This window comes from Stutzerimonas azotifigens, from assembly GCF_013522725.1.
GTDB lineage: Bacteria > Pseudomonadota > Gammaproteobacteria > Pseudomonadales > Pseudomonadaceae > Stutzerimonas > Stutzerimonas azotifigens_A.
In genome coordinates this window covers 119,957-138,332 of record NZ_JAAMRF010000001.1, presented here as the reverse complement: position 1 = coordinate 138,332, position 18,376 = coordinate 119,957, and the positions used below count along the sequence as shown (strand labels likewise).

At 63.0% G+C, this 18,376-nt stretch carries 19 protein-coding genes; 4 read left to right on the top strand and 15 right to left on the bottom strand.

Features of this window, described 5'->3' with window-relative positions; translation table 11 throughout:
• Position 1 precedes the first annotated feature (1 nt).
• Positions 2-403 carry a type IV pilin protein gene (locus G7026_RS00645; RefSeq protein WP_181069196.1) on the top strand — a complete coding sequence of 134 codons (402 nt, stop codon included), beginning with the start codon at positions 2-4 and terminating at the stop codon, positions 401-403.
• A 205-nt stretch (positions 404-608) separates the two neighbouring features.
• Here the strand turns inward: G7026_RS00645 and ispH are convergent, their stop codons facing one another.
• The 6 genes from ispH to murJ form a co-directional block, all read right to left on the bottom strand.
• Positions 609-1,553: a 4-hydroxy-3-methylbut-2-enyl diphosphate reductase gene (gene ispH / locus G7026_RS00640; protein ID WP_181068694.1), complete on the bottom strand. Its 945-nt coding sequence runs from the start codon at positions 1,551-1,553 to the stop codon at positions 609-611.
• Positions 1,554-1,658: 105 nt separating this feature from the next.
• A complete protein-coding gene (locus G7026_RS00635; protein WP_181068693.1) occupies positions 1,659-2,096 on the bottom strand; it encodes an FKBP-type peptidyl-prolyl cis-trans isomerase in 438 nt (145 codons plus the stop codon).
• Positions 2,089-2,592 (bottom strand): signal peptidase II, encoded by a 504-nt coding sequence (lspA, locus tag G7026_RS00630; protein WP_181068692.1) that lies wholly within the window; start codon positions 2,590-2,592, stop codon positions 2,089-2,091. Before lspA ends, G7026_RS00635 begins: the two co-directional genes overlap by 8 nt.
• Positions 2,593-2,625: 33 nt before the next feature.
• The gene (ileS, locus tag G7026_RS00625) at positions 2,626-5,457 is read right to left on the bottom strand and encodes an isoleucine--tRNA ligase (protein WP_181068691.1); all 2,832 of its coding nucleotides are present in this window, start codon (positions 5,455-5,457) and stop codon (positions 2,626-2,628) included.
• A gap of 1 nt (position 5,458) precedes the next feature.
• Positions 5,459-6,409: a bifunctional riboflavin kinase/FAD synthetase gene (ribF, locus tag G7026_RS00620; protein ID WP_181068690.1), complete on the bottom strand. Its 951-nt coding sequence runs from the start codon at positions 6,407-6,409 to the stop codon at positions 5,459-5,461.
• A gap of 93 nt (positions 6,410-6,502) precedes the next feature.
• Positions 6,503-8,050: a murein biosynthesis integral membrane protein MurJ gene (murJ, locus tag G7026_RS00615; protein WP_181068689.1), complete on the bottom strand. Its 1,548-nt coding sequence runs from the start codon at positions 8,048-8,050 to the stop codon at positions 6,503-6,505.
• Positions 8,051-8,262: 212 nt separating this feature from the next.
• On the opposite strand from murJ, the gene rpsT reads away from it, so the two are divergent.
• The gene (rpsT, locus tag G7026_RS00610) at positions 8,263-8,541 is read left to right on the top strand and encodes a 30S ribosomal protein S20 (RefSeq protein ID WP_138409685.1); all 279 of its coding nucleotides are present in this window, start codon (positions 8,263-8,265) and stop codon (positions 8,539-8,541) included.
• Between the two features lie 84 nt (positions 8,542-8,625).
• On the opposite strand, the gene G7026_RS00605 is transcribed toward rpsT, so the two are convergent.
• From G7026_RS00605 to rplU, 5 genes are all read right to left on the bottom strand, one after another.
• Positions 8,626-9,075, bottom strand: coding sequence for a CreA family protein (locus G7026_RS00605; RefSeq protein ID WP_181068688.1), 450 nt, complete (start codon positions 9,073-9,075; stop codon positions 8,626-8,628).
• A 28-nt stretch (positions 9,076-9,103) separates the two neighbouring features.
• Positions 9,104-10,219 (bottom strand): glutamate 5-kinase, encoded by a 1,116-nt coding sequence (proB, locus tag G7026_RS00600; protein ID WP_181069194.1) that lies wholly within the window; start codon positions 10,217-10,219, stop codon positions 9,104-9,106.
• A 74-nt stretch (positions 10,220-10,293) separates the two neighbouring features.
• Positions 10,294-11,511 (bottom strand): Obg family GTPase CgtA, encoded by a 1,218-nt coding sequence (gene cgtA, locus G7026_RS00595; protein WP_181068687.1) that lies wholly within the window; start codon positions 11,509-11,511, stop codon positions 10,294-10,296.
• Between the two features lie 214 nt (positions 11,512-11,725).
• A complete protein-coding gene (rpmA, locus tag G7026_RS00590) occupies positions 11,726-11,983 on the bottom strand; it encodes a 50S ribosomal protein L27 (protein ID WP_120996743.1) in 258 nt (85 codons plus the stop codon).
• A gap of 35 nt (positions 11,984-12,018) precedes the next feature.
• Positions 12,019-12,330, bottom strand: coding sequence for a 50S ribosomal protein L21 (gene rplU, locus G7026_RS00585; RefSeq protein ID WP_181068680.1), 312 nt, complete (start codon positions 12,328-12,330; stop codon positions 12,019-12,021).
• A gap of 247 nt (positions 12,331-12,577) precedes the next feature.
• Here rplU and G7026_RS00580 point away from each other — a divergent pair, with 247 nt between their 5' ends.
• Both G7026_RS00580 and G7026_RS00575 read left to right on the top strand, forming a co-directional pair.
• A complete protein-coding gene (locus G7026_RS00580) occupies positions 12,578-13,546 on the top strand; it encodes a polyprenyl synthetase family protein (RefSeq protein WP_181068678.1) in 969 nt (322 codons plus the stop codon).
• A 157-nt stretch (positions 13,547-13,703) separates the two neighbouring features.
• Positions 13,704-13,946 (top strand): PA4570 family protein, encoded by a 243-nt coding sequence (locus G7026_RS00575; RefSeq protein ID WP_181068676.1) that lies wholly within the window; start codon positions 13,704-13,706, stop codon positions 13,944-13,946.
• Between the two features lie 55 nt (positions 13,947-14,001).
• Here the strand turns inward: G7026_RS00575 and G7026_RS00570 are convergent, their stop codons facing one another.
• The 4 genes from G7026_RS00570 to G7026_RS00555 form a co-directional block, all read right to left on the bottom strand.
• Positions 14,002-14,619 carry an FKBP-type peptidyl-prolyl cis-trans isomerase gene (locus G7026_RS00570; RefSeq protein ID WP_181068674.1) on the bottom strand — a complete coding sequence of 206 codons (618 nt, stop codon included), beginning with the start codon at positions 14,617-14,619 and terminating at the stop codon, positions 14,002-14,004.
• Positions 14,620-14,773: 154 nt separating this feature from the next.
• Positions 14,774-15,262, bottom strand: coding sequence for a TIGR00645 family protein (locus G7026_RS00565; RefSeq protein ID WP_181068672.1), 489 nt, complete (start codon positions 15,260-15,262; stop codon positions 14,774-14,776).
• Positions 15,263-15,356: 94 nt separating this feature from the next.
• Positions 15,357-15,701 (bottom strand): PA4575 family protein, encoded by a 345-nt coding sequence (locus G7026_RS00560; protein WP_181068671.1) that lies wholly within the window; start codon positions 15,699-15,701, stop codon positions 15,357-15,359.
• A gap of 166 nt (positions 15,702-15,867) precedes the next feature.
• The gene (locus tag G7026_RS00555) at positions 15,868-18,321 is read right to left on the bottom strand and encodes a Lon protease family protein (protein WP_181068669.1); all 2,454 of its coding nucleotides are present in this window, start codon (positions 18,319-18,321) and stop codon (positions 15,868-15,870) included.
• Positions 18,322-18,376: the final 55 nt, after the last annotated feature.

Here is an 18,376-nt window from a genome sequence, read left to right as displayed (position 1 = left end):
CATGCGTAAACAAGGCGGCTTTACCCTGATCGAGTTGATGGTCGTGGTCGCCATCATCGGAATCCTGGCTGCGATCGCCATTCCCAGCTACCAGGATTACGTGCTGCGCGGTAATCGGACCGAAGGCATGGCACTGCTCAGCGACGCAGCTGCCCGCCAGGAGCGCTATTACGCGCAGAACAATACCTATGCCGATACCCTGGCCAAGCTGGGACTTCAGGAGAGTTCGAACAACAACCTATATACGTTGACCATCAGCAACACGAGCAGCACCACCTATACCCTGACGGCCGCGCCTAAGGGCGCTCAGCTCAAAGACACCAAATGCGGAAGCCTGGGCCTGAACCAGGCGGGGGTAAAAACCAAGACCGGAACCGCAGCGCTGAGCGATTGCTGGAAATAATCTGAGCGACAGCAAAAAGGCCAGGAGCCCAAGCTCCTGGCCTTTTTTGTTTCCGCTGTTTTTGTCACTGAACGAATGCCGATGAAATACTTTTGCTGCTTTCGGCATCTGCCGGGTCCCGTTAACCAGCACTAACTTCAGGCCATTCGAACATCTTGATTGCCCTTGCCCCCTTCGTCACTGTATACCCAGCCCGACTGGCACGCTATACCGCCTTCAGCCGCAACTCCTTCGGCATCGAAAACGTCACGTTCTCCGGACGGCCCGCCAGTTCGTCAGTGCCTTGCGCGCCCCACTTGCCCAGCTGTTCGATCACGCCACGCACAAGCACCTCGGGAGCCGAGGCGCCGGCGGTGATTCCGATGTTCTGCACGCGCTCGAACCATTCCTGCCTGAGATCCTCGGCACCGTCGATGAGGTAAGCCGGCGTGCCCATTCGCTCGGAAAGTTCGCGCAGGCGGTTGGAGTTGGAACTGTTGGGGCTGCCGACCACCAGAACCACGTCGCATTCATTGGCCAACTGCTTCACCGCGTCCTGGCGGTTCTGGGTGGCGTAGCAGATATCATCCTTGCGGGGGCCGCCGATGCTCGGGAAACGCGCCCGCAGCGCATCGATCACCCGGCTGGTGTCGTCCATCGACAAGGTGGTCTGGGTGACGAACGCGAGCGCCTCGGGATTGCGCACCTGGAGCTGCGCCACGTCCTCCTCGTCCTCGACCAGATAGATCGCACCGCCGTTGCGGTCATCGTACTGGCCCATGGTGCCCTCGACCTCGGGGTGCCCCTCGTGGCCGATGAGCACGCATTCACGTCCTTCCCGGCTGTACTTGGTCACTTCCAGATGGACCTTGGTGACCAGGGGGCAGGTGGCATCGAACACCTTCAGCCCACGCTTCTCGGCTTCCTGGCGAACCGCCTGGGAAACGCCGTGTGCGCTGAAGATGACGATAACGTCGTCCGGCACCTGATCGAGTTCTTCGACGAACACGGCACCACGAGCGCGCAGGTCTTCGACGACGAACTTGTTGTGGACCACTTCGTGGCGAACGTAGATCGGTGGGCCGAAGACCTCGAGCGCCCGGTTGACGATCTCGATGGCGCGGTCGACACCGGCACAGAAGCCGCGGGGGTTTGCGAGTTTGATCTGCATGGTTATCTCGGCACGCATGGCAAAGGCGTCAGTGTAACGCGGGTGGTGCGCACGAACAGCGCGCAGGCGTTGCATGGCCCAGGCGACCTCACCCGGGCCTGCCGATCAGGCCGGCTGGACGTCGAAGATCTCGACATCGAAGGTCAGCGCCTTGCCGGCCAGCGGATGGTTGAAGTTAACGGTCACGTGCTGATCGTCGAAGGCCTTCACCACCCCCGGCAGCTCGGTATTGGCGGCATCGTTGAAGATCACCAGCAGCCCCTCGGACAGCTCCATGCCTTCGAACTGGCTACGCGGCATGACCTGCTCGTTCTGCGGGTTGGCCTGGCCAAAGCCCTGCTCCGGAGAAATCTGCAGCGAGCGCTTGTCTCCGGCCTTGAGACCGAACAGCGCCTGCTCGAAACCCGGCAGCAGGTTGCCGTCGCCGACCTTGAAGGTGGCGGGCTTCTTGTCGAAGGTGCTGTCGACGACATCGCCGTTTTCCAGCTTGAGCGCGAAGTGCAGGGTGACTTGGCAGTCGGCCCCAATGCGCTGTTCAGTCATGTGCGGGTTCTCCGGTTTTGTTGCCCTTGAACATATCCAGCGCCAACATGATCGCGCCCACGGTAATGGCGCTGTCGGCGATGTTGAACGCGGGGAAATACCAGCGGCTCTGCCAGTGGACAAGGATGAAGTCGACCACATGGCCGAGCACCATACGGTCGTAGAGGTTGCCCAGCGCGCCGCCGAGCACCAGCGACAGCGCGACGGCGAGCCAGGTTTCGTCAGGCTTGAGGCGTTTGAGCCAGACGACCAGCACGGCACTGACGCCGATGGCGATCGCAGCGAACAGCCAGCGCTGCCAGCCGGAATGATCCGCCAGGAAGCTGAAGGCGGCGCCGGTGTTGTAGGCCAGCGTCCAGCTGAAGTAGTCCGGAATCACCTCGATGCGCTGGTACAGCGTCAGCGCGCCCTCGAAATAGAACTTGGTCGCCTGGTCCAGCACGATGATCACCACACTGAGCCAAAGCCACGGCAGTTTGCCGAAGCGGGCGCTCATGACCTTTTCTCCAAGCACGGCGTAAGGCGACGGTCACGCATAGTGACGGACCTCGCCATTGCCTTCGATGTTATCCAGGCAACGACCGCAGATCTCTGGATGAGCGGCATGAGTGCCGACGTCAGGCAGGTGATGCCAGCATCGGCCGCACTTGGCGTAGCCAGTCTTGCTGATCTGAAGCTTGAGACCGGACAACTCGCTCTGCACGGCTTCGGCCGGCGCCTCGACAAGAGGCGCTACCGTCACCGCCGAGGTGATCAGCACGAAGCGCAACTCGCTGCCCAGCTTGGCCAGATCGCTTACCAGCGCATCTTCAGCATAGAGCACCACTTCGGCCTGGAGATTGCCCCCGATCGTCTTGGCCGCGCGCTGAGTTTCCAGTTCCTTGTTCACGGCAGCCTTGACCGCCATGACCTTATCCCAGAAGTCACGACCCAGTTCGACGTTCGCCGGCAGCTCGGCCAGCCCTTCGTACCAGGTATTGAGCATCACAGACTCGTTGCGCTCACCCGGCAGGTACTGCCAGATCTCATCGGCGGTAAACGACAGGATCGGCGCGATCCAGCGCACCAGCGCCTCGGCGATGTGGTACAGCGCGGTCTGGCAGGAGCGCCGCGGCAGACTGTCGGAACCGGTGGTGTACTGGCGATCCTTGATGATGTCGAGGTAGAAGCCGCCAAGCTCCTGCACACAGAAATTGTGGACCTTCTGATAGACGTTCCAGAACTTGTAGGTGCCGTAGGCTTCCTCGATTTCCCGCTGCAACAGCAGAGCACGATCGATCGCCCAGCGGTCGAGCGCAATCAGTTGATCAACCGGAACCAGATGCTGCGCAGGATCGAAACCGTCGAGATTACTCAGCAGGAAGCGTGCGGTATTGCGAATGCGCCGATAGGAGTCCGCGCTGCGTTGCAGGATGACCTTGGAAACCGCCATCTCGCCGGAGTAATCGGTGGACGCTACCCACAGGCGCAGAATGTCGGCGCCCAGGGTATCGGTGACCTCCTGCGGCGCAACGACGTTGCCCAGCGACTTGGACATCTTGCGCCCGTTCTCGTCGACCACGAAACCATGGGTCAGCAGCCCCTTGTACGGCGCATGGCCGTCGATCGCCGAACCAGTTAGCAGCGACGAGTGAAACCAGCCGCGGTGCTGATCGGAGCCTTCGAGATAGAGATCGGCGCGTGGACCGCTCTCGTGGCCCATCGGATGCGAACCGCGCATTACGTGCCAATGCGTGGTCCCGGAGTCGAACCAGACATCTAGGGTGTCACTGATTTTTTCGTACTGCGCCGCTTCATCGCCCAGCAGCTCGGCCGCATCCAGCTTCGACCAAGCCTCGATGCCGCCCTGCTCGACGCGTTGCGCCACGGCTTCCATCAACTCGACGGTGCGCGGATGCAGGTCGCCGCTTTCCTTGTGCAGGAAGAACGGGATCGGCACGCCCCAGGTGCGCTGACGCGAGATGCACCAGTCCGGACGCCCGGCAATCATGCCGTGCAAACGCGCCTGGCCCCAGGCCGGGACGAACTCGGTCTGTTCGATGGCATCCAGCGCGCGTCGACGCAGGGAGCTGCCGTCGTGGGCGACCTTGTCCATGCCGACGAACCACTGCGCCGTGGCGCGATAGATCAGCGGCGTCTTGTGCCGCCAGCAGTGCATGTAGCTGTGCTGGATCGATTCGTGCTGGAGCAGCGCGCCGACTTCACGCAGCTTCTCGACGATCTGCGGGTTGGCCTTCCAGATGAACTGGCCACCGAAGAACGGCAGATCCGACACGTAGACGCCATGGCTCTGCACCGGGCTGAGAATGTCGTCGTTCTCCATGCCGTAATGCTTGCAGGAGCGGAAGTCGTCTTCACCGTAAGCGGGCGCCGAATGGACGATGCCTGTGCCGGCGCCGGTTTCCACGTACTCAGCCAGGTACACCGGTGCAAAGCGCTCATAGAACGGATGGCGGAAGCGGATGAGCTCCAGCGCCCTGCCCTCGCAGCGGGCGATGATTTCGCCCTGCAGACCGTAGCGCTGCAGGCAGGATTCGACCAGCGCCTCGGCGAGCACCAGCAGTTTGTCGCCGGTATCGACCAGCGCATAAATGAAGTCGGGATGGACGTTGAGTGCCTGGTTGGCCGGAATGGTCCAGGGCGTGGTGGTCCAGATGACGATACTGGTCGGCTTGGACAACGCCGAGACGCCGAAGGCCGCGGCGAGCTTGTCCGCGTCTTCGACTTGGAAAGCGACGTCAATCGCATCGGACTTCTTGTCCTGATATTCGACCTCCGCCTCGGCCAGGGCGGAGCTGCAATCGAAGCACCAGTTCACCGGTTTTAGGCCCTTGAAGACAAAGCCGCCTTCGACCATCTTCGCCAGCGCGCGGATTTCGCCGGCCTCGTTGGCAAAGTCCATGGTGCGATAAGGATTGTCCCATTCCCCGAGCACACCGAGGCGGATGAAGTCGGCCTTCTGCCCCTCGATCTGCTCGGCGGCGTAGGCGCGGCAGCGCTCGCGGGTCAGGTCGGCAGGCTGGTTCTTGCCATAGGTGATCTCGACCTTGTGCTCGATTGGCAGGCCGTGGCAATCCCAGCCTGGCACGTAGGGTGCGTCGAAGCCGGCCAGGGTCTTGGAACGGACGATCATGTCCTTGATGACCTTGTTCACCGCATGACCGATGTGAATGCTGCCGTTCGCGTAGGGCGGGCCGTCATGCAGGATGAACTTCGGACGACCCTCTCCAATCTGCCGCAGCTTCCGGTACAGATCGATGCTGTTCCAGCGCTGCAGAATCTCCGGCTCGCGCTGGGGCAGACCGGCCTTCATCGGAAACGCCGTGGCCGGCAGATTGAGGGTCGCTTTGTAATCGGTCATTTCAGTCCTGGCTCATGGTAGAGGGTGAAGCCCGCCAATAGGCACGGGCAGCAGCGATGTCCGCGTCGATCGCTGCCTTGAGCGCCTCCAGAGAGGCGAAACGCTGCTCGTCGCGCAGCTTGCGATGGAAAGTGATCCGCAGCCGGCGTCCGTACAGGTCACCGGCGTAGTCCAGCAGATGCACTTCCAGATGCGGTTGGCCGTCGCTTTTCACCGAAGGCCGCATGCCGATATTGGCCACGCCAGGCCATTGCCTGCCGTCCAGCTCGGCGCTGACGGTGAACACCCCGTCGACCGGAGGCCGGCGCCGCTTGAGCTGGATGTTCGCAGTCGGCGCGTCGAGCTGCCGACCGAGCTTCTGTCCATGCAGGACGCGCCCGGTGATGGCGAAGGGTCTGCCCAGCAGGCGCTCGGCCAGGGCAAAGTCAGCCGCCGCCAGCGCTGCGCGCAACCGCGTGCTGCTGACCCGCTCGCCATCGACTTCGATGGTGGTTGCCGACTCGACGGTGAAGCCTTCGACGGCTCCGGCCTTGAGCAGGAAATCGAAATCCCCGGCCCGGTCGCAGCCGAAGCGAAAGTCATCGCCCACTTCCAGATGCTCGACGCCCAGTCCTTCGACGAGCACCGCATGGACGAACTCGGCGGCACTGAGCTCGCGCAGGCGTCGATTGAAGGCCAGGCATAGCACGCGATCGACGCCCTGTTCGGCCAGCAGCTCGAGTTTCTCGCGCAGACGGGTCAAGCGTGCCGGCGCCTGGCCGGGAGCGAAATACTCCCGCGGCTGGGGTTCGAAAATCACCACGCAGCTCGGCAGCCCGAGCTCGGCCGCACGCTCGCGCAGACGCGCCAGGATGGCCTGATGCCCCCGGTGCACGCCGTCGAAATTGCCGATGGTGGCGACGCACCCCCGATGTCGGGGTTGCAGACTCTGTAGACCTCGAACCAGCTGCATACCGCACTTCTTGATCGTAAAGTGGCCAATTATACGCACGCGGCGGGTAGCGCGGACAGCGTCACTACAGTCGCGGATCGACGGCGCGATCGATCAGTGACGCAGGTGCCGCGGCCGCAAACCCAGCACCAGCAGCCCCAGGGCGAATGCCGCCAGCCCGCCGCCCACCAGCAACGTCAGCTGCAGCGCCCGGCGCTGCCATCCCCAGGCGAACCATTCGGCCGACGGTACATTCAACCACCACACCACCGCCACCATCGCCGCGCAAGCGCCCAGCAGGCGAAGCGCGAACAGCCCCCAGCCCGGCGCCGGCTGGAAGACCCCGATCCTGTACAGCCCCCAGAACAACAGGAAGGCATTGAGCATCGACGACAACGAGGTGGCCAGCGCCAGCCCGACGTGCTTGAGCGGCCAGATCAGCAGCAGATTGAACACCATATTGGCGACCATGCAGATGATCGCGATGCGCACCGGCGACTTGAGGTCCTGACGCGCGAAGAAACCGGGCGCCAGCACCTTGATCAGCATGAAGGCCAGCACCCCGAGCGAGTATGCCTGCAGCGCCGCCGCCGACTGCACCACCGCCTCCTCGCTCATGACGCCATAGAAGAACAGGCTGGCGATCAGCGGCTCGGCCAAGATGCCCAGCGCGAGCGCGGCCGGCACACCGACCAGCAGCACCATCCGCAACGCCCAGTCGAGCGTGGCCGAGAACCCTTTCGGGTCGGCACCGGCATGCTGGCGGGACAGGCTGGGCAGGATCACGGTGCCGATTGCGATGCCGAAAGCACCGAGGGGCAACTCGGACAGCCGATCGGCGTAGTACAGCCAGGACACGCTGCCGGTCTGCAGGAAGGACGCCAGCACCGTGTCGAGCAGCAGGTTGATCTGACTGACCGACACGCCGAACAGCGCCGGCACCATCAGCAGCATGATGCGCTTGACGCCCTCGTCGCCGCGTTTTATCCGCGGCCTCGGCAACAGCCCCAGGCGCGCCACGAACGGCAACTGGAAGCCGAGCTGAACGACACCGGCGATCAGCACGCCCCAGGCCAGCGACATGATCGGCTGATCGAAGTACGGCGAAAGCAGAACTGCTGCCCCGATCATGCAGACGTTGAGCAGTACCGGGGTGAAGGCAGGAACGGCGAAGCGCCCATAGCTATTGAGCACACCGGCGGTGAACGCCGTCAGCGAAATCAGCAATAGATAAGGAAACGTGATGCGCAACAGCTCACCGGCCAATTGCATCTTTTCGGGTTCGCCGCTGAAGCCGGGCGCAAAGAGCATGATCAGATAGGGCGATGCCACCACCCCAAGCGCCGTCAAGGCCGTGAGGGTTAGACCAAGCATGCCTGCCGTGCGATCGACCAGAAGCTTGACCTCGGCAAGGCTGCGCTTGGTGCGGTACTCGGACAACACCGGCACGAAGGCTTGCGCGAACGCTCCCTCGGCAAACAGCCGACGCAGGAAGTTGGGTATCTTGAAGGCGATGAAGAAGGCATCAGCTGCTGCGCCCGAGCCGAAATAGCTCGCCACCACCATGTCGCGTATCATCCCCAGCACCCGGGAAAACAGCGTCATCACGCTGACCACTGCGCTTGAGCGCAGTAAACCGCCTTTGCCGGACGTCTCGGACATGTGTGTTCCTAACTGATTGCAATGCACAGGGCTCGGACGAATTGCCCGATGGCCCAATACGACAGGAAACGAGCGCGCGAGTTTAACCAGCACCCACCCGTCAGGCCAGTATTCGGACTTAACGACCAGGGTTGACATTCGCTCTACGCGTCGGCATGATTCGCGGCCTTATTTGTTCCGGCAATCCCCCCAAGTTTTCGAGGAGTTCGACGGTGGCCAACAGCCCTTCCGCCAAAAAACGCGCAATTCAGGCTGAGAAGCGTCGCAGCCACAATGCAAGCTTGCGCTCCATGGTTCGCACCTACATCAAGAACGTGGTCAAGGCCATCGATGCCAAGGACCTGGAAAAAGCCCGTACCGCCTACACGGCAGCCGTACCGGTCATCGACCGCATGGCCGACAAGGGCATCATCCACAAGAACAAGGCCGCCCGTCACAAGGGCCGCCTGAACGCTCACATCAAGGCCCTCGGCGAAGCCGCTGCAGCCTAAATCGAGCGCTCGAAAAAAACCGGCCATGCGCCGGTTTTTTTGTGCCCGCAAAAGAGCGCTACAAAATCAAGAGAGCCGCACCGATCAGCGCGCCGGCTCGGCCCAGGGAAGAATGGGAATAGCCGTGACCGCGTTCTGCGGACTCCCCTCTATTACCCGATCGCTATAGACCAGATAAACCAGCGTATTGCGCTCCCGATCGAAGAAGCGCACTACCTGCATGGTCTTGAACACCAGCGAGGTGCGCTCGCGAAAGACCGTCTCGCCATCCTTGAGCGTCTCGTCGAAGCGGATCGGCCCTACCTGTCGACAGGCGATGGAAGCCTCGGCACGATCCTCCGCCAACCCCAGCCCGCCCTTGATGCCGCCGGTCTTTGCCCGCGACAGGTAGCAGGTTACGCCCGAAACCTTGGGGTCATCGAACGCCTCGACCACAATTTTGTGATTGGGACCGAGCCACTTGAACACCGTATCGACTTCGCCGATTTCCCGCGCCTGCCCCATTGCTGGCAACAGCAGTAGCGCAGCAGCCATGATCGCTTTCGTCGAAACCATCAACACCTCACACCAGGATCAGATTGTCGCGATGAATGAGCTCGGGCTCATCGACATAGCCGAGCAGCTTCTCGATGTCGTCGGAGGCATGCCCCAGGATTCGCTGAGCCTCGAGCGCACTGTAGTTGACCAGGCCGCGAGCGATCTCGCGCCCCTGCGGATCGACGCAGACCACCATTTCGCCCCGGCGGAAGCCTCCCTGCACCGCCCGCACGCCGACCGGCAGCAGGCTGCGCCCGGAACCCAGCGCCTGGGCCGCACCGGCATCGAGCGTCAGCGTGCCACGCGTCTGCAGATGCCCCGCAAGCCACTGCTTGCGCGCCGCATGGCGGCTACGCTCCGGCGCGAGCAGGGTACCCAGACGCTCGCCAGCCTTAAGACGCGCCAGCACCTGCTCGATACGCCCGCCCACGATCACCGTATGGGCACCGGAACGTGCCGCCAGCCGAGCCGCCCGCAGCTTGGTCTGCATGCCGCCTCGCCCGAGCGCACCACCGGTCCCGCCAGCCACGGCGTCGAGCGCCGGATCATCGGCACGCGCCTCGCTGATCAGCAACGCATCGGGATTGACCCGAGGGTCGGCGTCGAACATGCCATCGCGATCGGTGAGGATCACCAGCAGGTCCGCCTCGACCAGATTGGCGACCAGGGCCGCAAGGGTGTCGTTATCGCCGAAGCGGATCTCATCGGTGACGACCGTGTCGTTCTCGTTGATCACCGGGATGGCACCGAACTGAATCAGGGTTCGCAGGGTGCTACGAGCGTTCAGGTAACGCTTGCGATCGGAAAGATCGTCATGGGTCAGGAGGATTTGCGCGGTGTGACGCTGATGGCGGGCGAAGCTCGACTCCCAGGCCTGCACCAACCCCATTTGCCCGATCGCGGCGGCCGCCTGCAGCTCATGCATCGCCTTCGGCCGAGCGGTCCAGCCAAGCCGACTCATACCGGCCGCCACCGCCCCGGAGGAAACCAGCACCAGTTCGACCCCCGCTTCGCGCAGGGCCACCATCTGCTCCACCCAGACCGCCATCGCCGCCTGATCCAGACCACGCCCATCGGCCGTCAGCAGCGCGCTGCCGATCTTCACCACCCAGCGCCGTGCGCCGGTCACCTTGTCCCGCATCATGTCCGCCTTATGATCCGATCCAGCCCTTCAAGGCGCGACCAGTGATTGCACCGGCCGCGTCGCGCAAAAGATCAACGTACGTAAATGATCTCGGCGCCGTCCTCATCATCATCGTCATCATCGAAGTCGTCGTCATCGACTTCGTCCACCGCCTTGACCCCGGCACGCCGCAGCGCACGCTGGTCGTCGAGCGCCTGCAGGCGCGCCCGCGCTTCGTCCTCGATACGCTGATCCAGCTCGGCCAGCGCCTCGGCGAATGCCGGCTCCTCGGCGATGCGCAGCGCGCGCTCATCCAGGTAGCGCATGATCGCCTGACTGAGCTCTTCGGTGCCTTCGCGCTCAAGGGCAGAGATCACGAACACCGGCCCTGTCCAGTCGAGCCGCTCGATGACTCGGCGCTTGCGCTCCTCCTGCTCTTCCTCGAGCAGTTGGTCGGCTTTGTTCAGCACCAGCCAGCGGTCGCGCTCGGTCAGCGCCGGGCTGAATTTCTCCAGCTCGTGCAGGATGGTCTCGGCCGCATCGGCCGGATCACTTTCGTCCAGCGGCGCCATGTCCACCAGATGCAGCAGCAGCCGGGTACGCGAGAGGTGCTTGAGAAAACGAATGCCGAGTCCGGCGCCTTCGGCGGCACCCTCGATCAGACCCGGAATGTCCGCGATCACGAAGCTCTTGTAGCGCCCGACACTGACCACCCCGAGATTGGGCACCAGGGTCGTGAAGGGATAGTCCGCCACCTTCGGCTTGGCCGCCGAGACCGAGCGAATGAAGGTGCTCTTGCCGGCGTTCGGCAAACCCAGCAGACCGACATCGGCCAGCACCTTGAGCTCCAGCTTCAGATCCCGCGCCTCACCAGGCTTGCCCGGCGTGGTCTGGCGCGGCGCACGGTTGGTGCTCGACTTGAAGCGGGTGTTGCCCAGCCCGTGCCAGCCGCCCTGGGCCACCATGATGCGCTGACCAGGCTTGGTCAGGTCACCGATGATTTCCTGGGTATTGGCATCGATGATGGTGGTGCCGACCGGCACCGGCAGGATCAGATCCTCGCCCTTGGCACCCGTGCAATCGGTGCTGCCGCCCTTCTCGCCGCGCTGCGCCTCGAAACGGCGGGTGTAGCGATAGTCGATCAGGGTGTTGAGGTTCTCGTCGGCCTCCATGAACACCGAGCCGCCATCGCCGCCGTCGCCGCCGTTGGGGCCACCCTTCTCGATGAACTTCTCGCGACGAAAGCTCATCATGCCGTTACCGCCGTCGCCGGCCTTTACAAAAATCGATACTTCATCGACGAATTTCATGGGTACGCCTCCCGCCGGGACAGCGGGCCAGATAACAAAGAGAAACAGACCGGTCGCCGGAGACGACGATCGCGACTGCAGTGTTTGAGAGCTACGGATCGAAAAGACTCGACTCGCCGCCTACCGCCCGTCGCAGCTACCGGTTAACAGCTCAACAGGATACAGAAACAAAAAAGCCCCGTCGCATGACAGGGCTTTTCCAGCAACGCCGCGATCAGGCCGCGACGACGCTCACGTAGCGACGGCCGAAAGCGCCCTTCACTTCGAACTTGACCACGCCTTCCACTTTCGCGAACAGGGTGTGGTCCTTGCCCATACCAACGCCGTAACCGGCATGGAACTGGGTGCCGCGCTGGCGAACGATGATGTTGCCGGCTTTGATGACCTGGCCGCCATACATCTTCACGCCAAGGCGTTTACTTTCGGAATCGCGACCGTTGCGGGTAGAACCGCCAGCTTTTTTGTGTGCCATGAGTTCAACACTCCTATAAAGGATTCAGGCGGGGATTAGCCCTGAATACCGGTGATTTTGACCTCAGTGAACCACTGACGGTGGCCCTGACGCTTCATGTGGTGCTTACGACGGCGGAACTTGATGATGGTCACTTTGTCGTGGCGGCCCTGGGCAACCACTTCAGCGGTGACTCTGGCACCATCGACCACCGGAGCGCCGATCGTTACATCGTCGCCGTTGCCGATCAGCAGAACGCGATCAAAAGTGACCGCTTCGCCAGTGGCAACTTCGAGCTTTTCAATCTTCAGGTACTCACCTTCGGCAACTTTGTATTGCTTGCCGCCGGTTACGATAACTGCGTACATCGTGTATCTCCGTTAATCCTGCTCACCCAGCGCTTTGGAATGGTGTTTGGTGGCTGGCATGGCTGCATGGGGCCGGAAGGGACGCCCGTGCAATTGCGTAAGGCAGGGAAATGCCCAGGGGGAAGTTCAGGGGCCGCGATTGTACGCAAGCCGCTGGCGCTGTGCAAGGGCCACGGGCCCTTGCCTTGACAGCCCAGGACCCGCCCCATAGCATGCCGCGCATCCTTCGAGGAGCGATAGCCCCCACATGCAACCCCAGGCTTTCTACCAGGTCGTGGCGGACGACTTTGCCGCGGTCGACGGCATCATCCGCAAACAGCTCACGTCGCGCGTGCCGCTGGTGGAAAAGATCGGGGACTATATCACCTCCGCGGGCGGCAAGCGCCTGCGTCCACTGCTGGTTCTGCTCAGCGGCAAGTCGCTGGGTTACGAAGATGAACAGTTGCGGTTGCTGGCTGGCATCATCGAATTCCTTCATACCTCGACCCTGCTGCACGACGATGTCGTCGACATGTCCGGCATGCGCCGCGGTCGCTCCACTGCCAATGCGCTTTGGGGCAACGCGCCGAGCGTGCTGGTCGGTGACTTTCTATATGCACGCTCGTTCGAGATGATGGTCGAGCTCGGCTCGATGGAAGTGATGCGCATCATTTCCCAGGCAACCCGCGTCATTGCCGAAGGCGAAGTGCTGCAGCTGTCCAAGGTCCGCGACGCCAACACCACGGAGGCGACCTACATGGAAGTCATCCGTGGCAAGACGGCCATGCTGTTCGAGGCCTCGACCCATAGCGCCGCCACCCTGGCGCAGGCGGCACCGGAGCAAAGCGAGGCGCTGCGTACCTTTGGCGACCACCTCGGTGTCGCCTTCCAGCTGGTCGACGACCTCCTGGACTACCAGGGCGACAGCGAAGCGCTGGGCAAGAACGTCGGCGACGATCTCGCCGAAGGCAAGCCCACGCTGCCACTGATTCGCACCATGAGCCATGGCACCCCGGAACAGGCGGCCCTGGTGCGCCAGGCGATCCAGAAAGGCGGGATCGAAGACCTGGAGTCGATCCGCAGCGCCGTCGAAGCCTCTGGGGCCCTGACTTACACCGCCGAGCTGGCCCGCGACTACGCCGAGCGGGCCATCGCCTGTCTCGAGGTCATCCCGGCAAACCGCTACCGCGACGCGCTAGCCGAACTGACCCACTTCGCCGTCGCCCGCACCCACTGACAGCCGCGCCTGCGGCTGTACCGCTCGTCTCACGTCATCAAGCACATCGGCCGGTCTCGGCGGATCGTTGCCGCTCGACAGAAGTTATTTGCAGCCACCTCTTGCTAAATTGAGAATAGTAATTATTCTCATTACCAGAATTTACTGGAGGTGCCGCATGACTTATCTGATAGACGCTTGGCTCGACCGCCCGCAACCCTACCTGCGCATCCTCGACAGCAGCACCGGTAATACCTGTGTGACGCTCGACGGCGAGGCGCTGGAAGAACTCAGGGAACAGGGGGATCTGGATCTACACGAGCTCGGCACCACGGAGCCCTGCATCCTGAAGGAGCAGGTCCGCAACCTGTTCCTGTTCAGCTATGCGCGGGCGCTGCGTCCGCTGGAGAAGCGCAGCTGACACACGTTGCGCCCGTGCCCCGACCTTGCGTCGGGGCGGTGCGCGTGACGCGTCCTCAGAGGACGGCCAGCAGCTCGACGTCGAATACCAGCGTGCTGTGCGGCGGGATACTGCCAACGCCCTGGGCGCCATAGGCCAGCTCGCTCGGCACATAGAGCCGCCACTTGCTGCCGGCATTCATCAATTGCAGGGCCTCGGTCCAGCCTGCGATCACACCTGCCACCGGAAACTCGGCCGGCTCGCCGCGCTGATAGGAGCTGTCGAATACGCTGCCGTCGATGAGCGTGCCGTGGTAGTGGGTGCGAACGCTGTCCTCGCGGCTGGGTCGAGCGCCTTCGCCGCTGCTCAGCACTTCGTACTGCAGTCCGGACGGCAGCACGGTAACGCCTTCGCGCTTGGCATTTTCAGCGAGGAACGCCTTGCCCTCTCCCGCCGCCGCTTCGGCCTTGGCCTGAGCCTGTGCCTGCATCTGCTCGCGGATCACCTTGAAGCTTGCGTTGAGCGCCTCGGGGCTGACCTGGCTGGCAGTGCCGGCGAACGCATCGCGAATACCGGCGATGACCGCATCCAGGCTCACTCCGGGCGGCGGGTTCTCGCGCAGCTGATCACCGAGCTGACGGCCAATGCCGTAGCTTACGCGCGCTTCGTCGGTGCTTAGATTCAGTTCGGACATGCCGGGGCTCCGCTGGAAAAAATGGCCGGCCAGACTAGCACAGACCGCCACGGCCGGCAGCGCCGGCGCATCTACCAGGGCCGATGCGCATCGGACGCGCAACGACTCGCGATGGCCTTCCGCGAGCCTTGATGCGCCCGACCGAAGCCCGTGCTCAGTGCTTGGTCAGCTTGTCCAGATAACCCATGGCGAAGGCAGAGAAGACGAAAGTCAGGTGGATGATCACGTACCACTTCAGCTTCTCGGCGTCGATCTGCTGCGCGTCCATGAACATGCGCAGCAGGTGGATCGACGAAATGGCCACGATCGACGCGGCGACCTTCATCTTCAGCGAACCGGAGTCGATCTTGCCGAGCCAATCGAGCTTTTCCTGCCCTTCGGCGACATCGAGGCGCGACACGAAATTCTCGTAGCCGGACAACATCACCATGACCAGCAACCCGCCCACCAGCGCCATGTCGATCAGCGACAGCAACTTGAGGATCAGGTCGGCCTCGCTGAGCGCGAAAACGGCCGGCATGATGTGGAACACTTCCTGGAAGAACTTGATGGCCAGCGCCAGCAGGGCGAAGGCAAGGCCGAAATAGATAGGCGCCAGCAACCAGCGTGCGGCGTACATGGCGTTTTCGATCAGGCGTTCCATGATTACTCGGTCAAAACGGACGGGCCGCCGAGTATACCCAGCGGGTCGCTGCAAACAAGGCGACGATGCCTGAGCAGTAACGGGCCTTCCGGCTTCAGGCTTCGGGACGTGACTGCCAGCCGCCGCTCAGATAGCGCGCCTGGTTGGCGTTGACCTTACGCAACTCGGCCTGCATGTGCACCTGCCAGATGAAGGGTTCCTGCGCCTGCGAGTAGCCCTGCTCGGTGAGGTTGTCGGCAATGGCGGTGAGCACGGATTCGGCCATTCGCGGCCCGTGGAACGGACCCTGCACCTTGATCGCGGTGGGCTGCGAATTGGCCAGGCCCGCTGCGCAGAGCAGGGTCCATAAGCCATTCCCCCCAGACAACGGACGGATGGAACACTCGATTCGGGTAATCAGGCCCAGACACTGGCGGGTCAGACAAATGCTTTGGGACATGACGGCGATCCTCGCTGTCGGCTACCGGCGCGATTGCGTGGGCCGGCAACCGGTTATCCGGCTGTGGATAACCTTGTGGATAGAGATGGAGGCAACCCCCCAGTCTTTATCCAGACCGACGCCGCCGGCCATCGTTCCGCCATGGCCTGCAGAACGTCGCGCGCGCCTACAACGAGACCGGTTTCTGCCCTGACGCGACGGCCGCATCTTCCAGCGCCTGGCTCGCAGGCCCAGCCTTGTCCTCTTCTTCCATGCCCATCTCCGCGATGTCGCGCAGCCGCTGGACGACACGCGCATTGACACTGCCCCTGGGGAAGCGTCCCTGCTCGTCCGCCTCGCCAACCGCCTCGCCCACCAGCAGGGCCAATGCCTGGTCGACATGACGCACGGCGTAGACGTGGAAGCGCTCCTGTCGCACGGCCTCGAGCACGCGCTCGTCGAGCATCAGTGTGGTGACGTTGGCAAAGGGGATGATCACCCCCTGCTCGCCGGTCAGCCCGCGCGCCTCGCAGAGCCGGAAGAATCCTTCGATCTTCTCGTTCACCCCGCCCACCGCCTGGACTTCGCCGAACTGGTTGATCGAACCGGTGATGGCGAAGCACTGCTTGAGCGGTGTGCGGGACAGCGCGGAAATCAGCGCGCAGACCTCGCCAAGCGACGCGCTGTCGCCGTCGACGTAGCCGTACGACTGTTCGAGCGCGATGCTCGCCGAGATCTCAAGCGGGAATTCCTGGGCATAGCGGCTGCCGAGATAGCCGGTGAGGATCATCACGCCTTTGGAATGGATCGGCTGGCCGAGATTGACCTCCCGCTCGATGTCGACGATGCCGGAGCCGCCGGGATACACCGTAGCCGAGATGCGCGCCGGCATGCCGAACGCCGAATCGCCGACCTCGAGCACCGTCAGACCGTTGCACTTGCCGATCGCCGCGCCTTCGCTGTCGATGAGGATGACACCGGCCAGGATGTCATCAAGGATGCGCGCCGAGACGCGGCCGGTGCGAGTCGCCTTGGCTTTCAGCGCGCGTTCGATGTGGCCGACGTCGGTGACCGGTTCCTTGGCCAACTGGCGGATGAAATCGGCTTCGCTGACCAGCTGGAACAGATCGCCGATGCGCGCCGACAGGCGCCCCTGGTGCTCGGCCAGACGTGCGCTGTAGGTGGCCAGGCGGGCGACCGCCGCGGCGGTCAGCGGTGCCATGCCCTCCTCCGAGGTACGCGTCTTGAGCAACTGGGCGAACTGCTCGAGGCTGTCTTCGGCCAGCGGGATGTCCTCGTCGAAATCGACCAGCACACGAAACATCTCCTGGAAGTCCGAATCCAGGTCCTGCAGCGTGTAGTAGAGCTGACGAGAGCCAATGATGATGACCTTCAGCTGCAGCGGGATGACCTCCGGCGTCAGCGTCACGGTGGCCAGGCGGCCGAGCTCGGCCAGCGGCGACTCCATCTTCAACTGTCGAGACTGCAGCGAGCGCTTGAGCGCTTCCCAGACGAAGGGCTCGCCCAGCATTTTCTCGGCTTCGAGAATCAGGAAGCCGCCATTGGCCCGATGCAGAGCACCGGGGCGCAGCTGCCGATAACTGGTGTACAGGGCGCCCTGATCGGTGCTGTATTCGATGCGGCCGAACAGATTGTCGTAGGTCGGGTGTGGTTCATACACCACCGGCGCGCCGCCGTTGAGCTGATGCCCCACTACCAGGCTGGGGCTGTACTGTTCTTCGAGCAGCTGCCGCGATTGAGCCTCCGGGCGGTTTTCATCGACCAGTTGCTCGACCACGGTCTTGAGCAGATTGACCTGCACCGCCTGCAGGTAGCCCTCGACACCGGCGTTCTCGGCGTACTTCTCCGACAGGGGCGCCAGCAGGGGCTGCAACGCCTGGCTGATGGTCTCGTCATTGAGCTGACGCAGCTGGTTGCTCGATTCGCGCTTCCACTGCGGCAGGCTCGCCAACTCTTCGTTCAGCTTCACCTCCAGCGCGGAAATGTCGCTGTGGTAGCGCTCGCGCTCGACGTCGGGCAGTTGGGCGAACTCGGTTTCGTCCATCGACTTGCCGTCTTTCATCGGCGTGAAGGCGATGTTGCTGCTGTCGCGGTACAGCGCGATCTCCTTCTCCAGCGCCAGCTTCTCGATCACATCCAACGCGCGGTCGTAGCGCTGGTTGAAGGCGCGATCGATCGCGCTTTTCTTCTGCTGGAAGCTGGGGTGTTCGAAGACCGCCGGAAAGGTGGCCAGCAAGTTGTCGATCAGTCCGTTGATGTCGGCGATGAACTGATGCGCCGTGCCCGGCGGCAGCTCGAGCACACGCGGTTCGCGGGGCTCGTCGAAATTGTTCACGTAAACCCAGTCCGAAGGCGTTTCCATCCGCTTGCCTTCGGCCTTCAGGTAGCGCTTGGCGAAGGAGAAGCGGCCAGTGCCCGGCTCGCCCATGACATAGACGTTGTACCCGGCGCGCGGCATCGCCACGCCGAACTGCAGCGCTTCAACGGCCCGCTCCTGGCCGAGCACGCCGAGAAACGGCTCGAGATCGTCGGTCGTGGTGAAAGTGAACTGGCTGGGTTCGAAGGGGCGGGTCAGTGCATCGGGCGCCAGGCGCAGCCCAGCAGCGGCAGTTTCAGACATCGGTATTCCTTGGAGGGTTGGCCAGCGGCCACGTCATGCGCGCCATTCTCGCGCT

What these genes read in the sequence shown, in the direction of transcription:
- proB (WP_181069194.1), bottom strand. Translation starts at nt 10,219, where the DNA reads ATGCGGGACAAGGTGACCGGCGCACGGCGCTGGGTGGTGAAGATCGGC.
- ribF (WP_181068690.1), bottom strand. Translation starts at nt 6,409, where the DNA reads ATGCAGCTGGTTCGAGGTCTACAGAGTCTGCAACCCCGACATCGGGGG.
- rplU (WP_181068680.1), bottom strand. Translation starts at nt 12,330, where the DNA reads ATGTACGCAGTTATCGTAACCGGCGGCAAGCAATACAAAGTTGCCGAA.
- G7026_RS00555 (WP_181068669.1), bottom strand. Translation starts at nt 18,321, where the DNA reads ATGTCTGAAACTGCCGCTGCTGGGCTGCGCCTGGCGCCCGATGCACTG.
- ileS (WP_181068691.1), bottom strand. Translation starts at nt 5,457, where the DNA reads ATGACCGATTACAAAGCGACCCTCAATCTGCCGGCCACGGCGTTTCCG.
- G7026_RS00575 (WP_181068676.1), top strand. Translation starts at nt 13,704, where the DNA reads ATGACTTATCTGATAGACGCTTGGCTCGACCGCCCGCAACCCTACCTG.
- G7026_RS00580 (WP_181068678.1), top strand. Translation starts at nt 12,578, where the DNA reads ATGCAACCCCAGGCTTTCTACCAGGTCGTGGCGGACGACTTTGCCGCG.
- ispH (WP_181068694.1), bottom strand. Translation starts at nt 1,553, where the DNA reads ATGCAGATCAAACTCGCAAACCCCCGCGGCTTCTGTGCCGGTGTCGAC.
- G7026_RS00605 (WP_181068688.1), bottom strand. Translation starts at nt 9,075, where the DNA reads ATGGCTGCTGCGCTACTGCTGTTGCCAGCAATGGGGCAGGCGCGGGAA.
- G7026_RS00645 (WP_181069196.1), top strand. Translation starts at nt 2, where the DNA reads ATGCGTAAACAAGGCGGCTTTACCCTGATCGAGTTGATGGTCGTGGTC.
- G7026_RS00565 (WP_181068672.1), bottom strand. Translation starts at nt 15,262, where the DNA reads ATGGAACGCCTGATCGAAAACGCCATGTACGCCGCACGCTGGTTGCTG.
- G7026_RS00560 (WP_181068671.1), bottom strand. Translation starts at nt 15,701, where the DNA reads ATGTCCCAAAGCATTTGTCTGACCCGCCAGTGTCTGGGCCTGATTACC.
- lspA (WP_181068692.1), bottom strand. Translation starts at nt 2,592, where the DNA reads ATGAGCGCCCGCTTCGGCAAACTGCCGTGGCTTTGGCTCAGTGTGGTG.
- rpmA (WP_120996743.1), bottom strand. Translation starts at nt 11,983, where the DNA reads ATGGCACACAAAAAAGCTGGCGGTTCTACCCGCAACGGTCGCGATTCC.
- murJ (WP_181068689.1), bottom strand. Translation starts at nt 8,050, where the DNA reads ATGTCCGAGACGTCCGGCAAAGGCGGTTTACTGCGCTCAAGCGCAGTG.
- G7026_RS00570 (WP_181068674.1), bottom strand. Translation starts at nt 14,619, where the DNA reads ATGTCCGAACTGAATCTAAGCACCGACGAAGCGCGCGTAAGCTACGGC.
- cgtA (WP_181068687.1), bottom strand. Translation starts at nt 11,511, where the DNA reads ATGAAATTCGTCGATGAAGTATCGATTTTTGTAAAGGCCGGCGACGGC.
- G7026_RS00635 (WP_181068693.1), bottom strand. Translation starts at nt 2,096, where the DNA reads ATGACTGAACAGCGCATTGGGGCCGACTGCCAAGTCACCCTGCACTTC.